At 61.7% G+C, this 6,588-nt stretch carries 3 protein-coding genes and 1 tRNA gene; all 4 read right to left on the minus strand.

Features of this window, described 5'->3' with window-relative positions; translation table 11 throughout:
- Nucleotides 1-124: 124 nt before the first annotated feature.
- Nucleotides 125-201 (minus strand) — tRNA-Arg (locus JNK74_28035).
- A gap of 84 nt (nt 202-285) precedes the next feature.
- Complete coding sequence (locus JNK74_28040) at nt 286-783, minus strand: cytidine/deoxycytidylate deaminase family protein (protein MBL7650040.1); 498 nt, start codon at nt 781-783, stop codon at nt 286-288.
- A 90-nt stretch (nt 784-873) separates the two neighbouring features.
- On the minus strand, nt 874-4,296 hold the full coding sequence (locus JNK74_28045) for a hypothetical protein (protein ID MBL7650041.1): 3,423 nt from the start codon (nt 4,294-4,296) through the stop codon (nt 874-876).
- Between the two features lie 224 nt (nt 4,297-4,520).
- Nucleotides 4,521-6,588: hypothetical protein (locus tag JNK74_28050; protein MBL7650042.1), on the minus strand; the 2,068-nt coding region annotated here is incomplete at its 5' end.

Genomic DNA, 6,588 nt, shown 5'->3' on the forward strand with positions numbered 1-6,588 from the left:
TCGCCTAACAGTTCCCACTATCAGGGCCTGTAGAGGACTTACACCTCATAAGTACGGGGCCATGCCTGGCACACAAAAAGCGCGCCGGACAAATTATCCGGCGCGCTCGAAGCAAGCATTTATATGGCGTACCCGAGAGGAATCGAACCCCTAACCTTCTGATCCGTAGTCAGACGCTCTATCCTATTGAGCTACGGGTACGCAGTGCTCGAAAGCAGCAATAGATTAGCACAAAAAACGGGACTCATGCAACTTTAACACCCGAAAAAAGTCGCCCTTCCCCCTTCAGGTGACCGACTGTCCGGCGTAGGCCTGTACCTCATCGTGCTTGTACTCCAGAGCGATGCCCGCCTCCTGAAACATCGCCTCGGACTCGGCGCCGGCGTGGTACTTGCGCTCGCACACAACGCGCTCGATACCGCAGTTGATGATCAGCATGGCGCAGACCCGGCACGGCGTCATGCGGCAATACAGGGTCGAGCCCTTCAGGGACACCCCGAGCTTGGCCGCCTGACAGATGGCGTTCTGCTCGGCGTGCACCGTTCGCACGCAGTGCTGGGTGACCGATCCGTCGTCGTGGGTCACTTTCTTGAACAAGTGACCCACTTCGTCACAATGGGGAAGACCCATGGGCGAGCCAACATACCCGGTTACCAGGAGCTGCCGGTCGCGGGCGATAACGCATCCGCTGCGGCCCCGGTCGCAGGTGGCCCGCTTCGCGATCGTGTTGGCCACTTCCATGAAATAATCGTCCCACGAGGGGCGCACGTGTTCTTCCGCCATGGTCTCGCCTTTCTCCTTCCAGCCCTGGGGCCTGTCAGCCGTCAGCAGTATACGGCAGACCGGGTCCCAGTCCAAAGCGACCTGGGTTCGTCAGCGTCGCGCGTGCGCCCAGCCGGTCAGGGCCAGCAGCGACATGCCCAGCAGGAACAGATCGCCGAGTCCGTTGCGCATCTTGACGGAGGGGAGACAACCGGGTGTTCCACCCTGGGCGGCGCGAAGCTCGGCCTCACTCAGAAGGCCATCTTTATTCGAATCGATCACGTTGAAATTCTCCTCCGAGAGCTCGGATAGAACCACCCGCGCCTCCGTAAGGGACAAGCGACCATCACCGTTGACATCGGCTTCGTCAAAGCCACCAAGCAGCGCATCCGCTATTTCCTCGATTGGATTCTCACCTTCACCTTCACCTTCACCTTCACCTTCACCTTCACCTTCACCTTCACCTTCGCCTTCGCCTTCGCCTTCGCCTTCGCCTTCGCCTTCGCCTTCGCCTTCACCTTCACCTTCACCTTCACCTTCACCTTCACCTTCGCCTTCGCCTTCACCTTCGCCTTCGCCTTCGCCTTCACCTTCACCTTCGCCTTCACCTTCAGCGCCGTCAAATCCATAGGTCGTAATCGTGCTCCCTCCGTCGAGATTCGAGAAACAATGGATCAGGCGAACGTCGGCGGCGCGCAATTCATCGAGCACCGCTTCGGCGAGACCCTCTTCGAGCTGAGGCTCGAAAATGAAATGTTCCGCGAAGTTGTGGTGTTCGGGACGGTACGTCTGGGAGAAGAACCCGGTCAAAACGACAGGTTCTTCGGTGTAGCCTTCGATTCGGGTCTCTTCCCAGCGAACAAGGGGCGCGGTGTAGCCTGCGGACACACCCCTGGGAGGCGCGGGCCAATAGTAGACCGTCGTTATTTTGACGCCACCGGGCCCTTCACAAATACGTTCCTGACGCAGGTCGCCCGCTTCGGCGTCCGTGCGCGCCAGCGTCAATAGCACGGCCTCCTGGGTGACGGTGATGGGCTCGCCCGCCCAATCCACGCTGGGCTCCGGTCGCCCATAGGTCACCTCCAGGGGGATCAGGCCGCCACCGGCATCGGAAAGGGTGTAGAGCGGATTGTCCGCGGGAGAAACCAGCGCGGGAAACTGGCTGCTCAATATATAGTCTCGGGGATTCGCCAGAGTGTTGAACGACCACCCGTCACGACTGGTCTCCTCGGCATAACTGTGATTGAATTCGGGCCACGCGGCGAGCGACGCCGCAAAATGGCGCACCCGGCCCTCGGCCGCATATTCGATTTCGGCGTCACCGATGAACGTTTGCGCAAGGTTCTCCGCGCTGAGCTTCAGACCGTCCGTGCCGATGCGCAGGCGGGTTTTCAGTCGGTGGTTTGAGAACACATCGCCGTACTCGCCCTGGAAGGTGACCAGCTCCGCCGTGCCGCCGAGGAGAAACGGTGCCACCGAGGGTGTCGTTTCCGGCCGGGGCACCTCACGCACCTGCTTGATGATCAGCTTCTCGTCGCCGACATTCTTCTTGTACTCAAAGTCGAGAACAAAAGTCTCCCGGCCATACACCTGGGCGAATCGATCGGCCACCTGCACCATCAGCCCGGCCAACTGGCGGTAGTCCGCCTCCCAGTTCATCACCGTCGCCCCCAGGGGAACACGGCTGGAGGGCTTCAGGAAGGTCGCGTAGGTCTCGCCGAAGGCCGTCTGCACCTCCACCTCCTCGGGCAGAGAACCACCCTCGGGATTGGACACGGACTCGGCCCCGACCTGCGTTACGAGATGCACCCGATCGGAAAATGTGTCCCGCGTCAGGGTGGCCACGCCATTGGCCCGCTCTTCGTCGTCCGGGAAGGAATGATGGACCAGAATCGCCATGCCCACCTCGTCTTCGTCAAGGCGATACCGGAGTCGCTCCAGGAAGGCGTTGTCATTGTAGAAACTCGCGAAGACCCGCCGTATTGCCCGGAACACGCCCCGCTCGTCTTCCTCGTCCCCTTCGCAGCGGCAGGGGCCGACCTCATCGCCATCGAGTTCATCGGCCAGGCAACCGCTGAAGCTGTCGTAGAGACCCGCGCCGGTGAACTGCCCGCTGTCCTCAACGTTGGTAGAACTGCGAAAGCGCAGATTGCGATCGGGATCAAAGCCGTACTGGGAATCCTGCAAGGCTTCCAGCACACCCGCGCGGGCCTCTTCCGAGAAGGACGTGGCGCTCGCGTCCTTGATCAAATCGCGTACCGATTCCAGATCCGCCTTCAATTCGGCGATGCTCGCCGGCGGATAGGTGTAGCCATCAAGACGAGCGTCTATCGCTTCGCGCAGCGTGCCGCCGCCCGTGACGGGCTGGGCCAGGAAGTCGCTCCATAGATCGAAGGGAATCGCCATGGACACGGGTGAATTATTCGGAATAGACGTTCGGAGCAGCGCCATGTTGGTCGCTTTGCCGCCGACATACTGGATGTCGCCCGGCACGCGAGGCGTAATCGGCGCGCCCCAGGCCCCAAGGGTCGCGAGCGGCGAGATCTCCAGCACCGCGGGGGCCTTCAGCGCCAGGATATCCGCCACCAGGGTTTCGTCCAGATCCGCGGCGGGAATGAGGCGCAGGTCCGTGCCGCCAAAGGCTCCGCCATAGGCCCGCAATGCCACGCGCTGTCCCACGAGCGACTGGGCGCGGGCGCGCACTTCATCCTCTTCGAGATAGGCAAATGGCACGCTGTAGGAGTTGGCGAGTATGGCCACGTGGGAGTTGGGCGTGGACGGCGCGAGACTGAGGATCCCGGCGACAACCGGGATCTCCGCCGGAACGCCATCGGTCAATAATATGTCGGTTGCGAGCAGCGAACCCTCGGCAAAGGCGCTGTCGATACCCTCCGCCGGCACAAAGTTCAAGCGCCCGAGTGCCCAACCATCCGAGTAGACCACGTTGCCAGGCGTCCACCGCGCGCTGGAGCTGACCTCGACGCCGTTCGCCGCCAGGTAGCTCCGGTTGGCTTCGGCCACCGCGCGCTGCTCGAAGGTGGGAAAATAGTAGGCTCTCAAACCCGCCGCTCCGGTGACCTTCGATTTCACGAGATTGAACTGGCTGATAATCTCTTCGGGCGAATAGGGGTCCAGGCGCACCAACTGGATGCCGAACTCCTGCGGCGGCGTGGCCATGCGCGGCGGCAGGATCACGGCCCCGAGCATGGCTTCCTGGCCGTCCTCGCGCAGCGTAACCTGATCATAGGCCGCCGTGCCGATGCCGAGGTAGGGATCGAGCACCTCCGCGGCAAAGTCATAGTGAAAAAGGTACCGCTGGCAATCTTGAAAGTACACCGAATCCGGCTCGCTCTTCAGGATCGTGAACTTGATGAACCCCGGCGAATCGGGATCAAAGGACTGACCTTCCGCCCGGAACGGGTCCTCGGGGAAGGCCACCTCGTTCTTCCAATAGGGTGATGGCGTTATTGCCCCCGCCTGCGCAACCGCGAACATCACCAACGTACACAGCAGGACCCGCTTCAGGCTTCCCATGAATCTCGCTCTCCTCAGGCCGTTGCAATGGAATCTCGTTACCTTCAACCCGACCAGCTTACCGACGCCGGGGCTGGTCGTTACATCGATTCCCAGGGAAACGGCCCCATGGCTCGGCAGGGCGCACACCGGCAAGAGAAAACCGAGCAAAAAAAAATGCCGCCCGAAACCAGGCCCGGGCGGCAAGACAACACATTCAACGTGGCGCGGCGACTAGCCGGAGACTATACCTTGTCGTCATCCTGGCCCGCACCACCATAGAGATACTCCAGAATCTGCCGGGGCATCCGAAGGATAGCCTCGAAGCAGGCAAACACCCAGGCGATCAGGCCGTACAGGAAAAAGTCCTGCGCGGCGTCCGGCCCAAAGCATCCACCGGGTTCATCGTCACCCAGTTCGGCCCGGCTCAGGAATCCATCACTGTTCGTATCCAATTCATCAAACTGCAGCGCCGTCAACTCTGGGAAGAGCAAGGCGGACTCGGAGCGGGAAATCAGTCCGTCGCCGTTGCTATCCGCGTCGTCAAAGACAGCAGACAACTCTTCAGCAAGATCACCTTCGCCCTCACCTTCGCCTTCACCTTCTCCTTCGCCTTCGCCTTCACCTTCACCTTCGCCTTCGCCTTCGCCTTCGCCCTCACCTTCGCCTTCTCCTTCTCCTTCTCCTTCTCCTTCGCCCTCGCCTTCGCCTTCACCTTCACCTTCACCTTCGCCTTCTCCTTCTCCTTCACCTTCTCCTTCGCCTTCACCTTCTCCTTCGCCTTCACCCTCGCCTTCGCCTTCGCCCTCGCCCTCGCCCTCGCCCTCGCCCTCGCCCTCGCCCTCGCCCTCGCCCTCGCCTTCGCCTTCGCCTTCGCCGCCGCTGCTCGGGATAAACACCACCTCGCCACCATTGGTTTCGGCGAAGACCACGCGTGACGCGTCATAGCCAGACATTGCGCTGATATCGATGAGGCTTCCCGCGCCATCCGCCGAGAACGTCAGCATGACGACACTCGCGAGCGAAGTATCGAGCAGACCGGAGAGGTCCACAGCGCCCCCGTTGGTCGCCAGCACGCGGAGATTGGCGCCACAACTCGCCAGGTTGAGCGCCAGCGTTTCCGCGGACGACAAATCAAGCATGGAGCCCGCGCCGTCGACCGCTATAAACGCATTACTGGCGCAAGCCGCATCCTGAACGACTTCGACGACGGAGGGAAGGGCGACCTGCGCCCCGCCCGTCAGGACAATCTGGAGATTAGCGATATCCGCCAGCAAGGGCGCGGTGAAGGTACCCGTCCCTGATACGGCGAGGATACCCCTGCTCGTATTGAGGGAGTCGTATGTCGCAAGAGACGGCGCGTCAAAGCTGCCGCTGTCCTCAATGGTGATCGACGTGGTGGTGAGCGTATTCAGGGACGGCAGGCTCCAGGCATTGCCTTCGACCGGGAAATGCGCGTCCACGGCGGTCTGGAGCGCGTCGAAACGAACGGCGGCGCCTACGTCCGGTACCGTGAAGATGACTCCGTTGACCATTGTCAGCATGGGCGCGATCAGCCCGCCTCCGTCCAACACCCGAAACCGTCCTCCCGTCATCGAGCTGAGTGCCGGCAGGTCCATGGACGCGTCGAAGTTGACATCGAAGGTGGTATCCGTCACGGCTGCAAGCGAGGAGAGGTCTATAGTCCCGCCCGTCCGCACTTCGATTGAAAACGTGTTCACACTCTCCTTCGTCACCACGGCCAGCGCGGACAGATCCAGAACGCCGTTGTCCGAAGCCTGTATGAACGGCTCCGCGCCGCAGCTTGCCGCCGACAATATCATGCTGCCGAGCGAGGGCAGGCTGAGCAACGATCCCGCACCCGATACGGTAAACAAGTCCGCCGAGGCGCAGATATTCCACGTGTATTCCGTAACGGAAGGCAGTACCACCTGGGCGCCGGTTTCGACATCGACCCGGAGGTTGGTGATGTCCGAGAGCATCCCGGCCGCGAAGGTCCCCGTGCCGGCGACCTCGAGGCCGAAAACATTGGAGCTGGAGAAGGTAAAGGACTCCAGCGACGGCGCTTCAAACTGGGCCCCGTTCGGCACATTGACGGTGGTATTGAACAGGCTGGCCAACGCGGGCAGACTCCAGCTTCCGCCACCCTCGAGCGCGATGGTCGAATTCGAAATCGATTGCAGACCGTCAAAGGCCACTTCGCCGCCCACGCTGGCGATGGAGAAGGTCATGTCATCCACCGCACTCAGGCTCGGGGCGCTGAAGCTGCCGCCGGGCGCCACGTCCAAGGTGCACCCGGCAAGGGAGGTCAGG

It is taken from the genome of Candidatus Hydrogenedentota bacterium (genome assembly GCA_016791475.1).
GTDB lineage: Bacteria > Hydrogenedentota > Hydrogenedentia > Hydrogenedentales > JAEUWI01 > JAEUWI01.

What these genes read in the sequence shown, in the direction of transcription:
- JNK74_28040 (MBL7650040.1), bottom strand. Translation starts at nt 783, where the DNA reads ATGGCGGAAGAACACGTGCGCCCCTCGTGGGACGATTATTTCATGGAA.
- JNK74_28045 (MBL7650041.1), bottom strand. Translation starts at nt 4,296, where the DNA reads ATGGGAAGCCTGAAGCGGGTCCTGCTGTGTACGTTGGTGATGTTCGCG.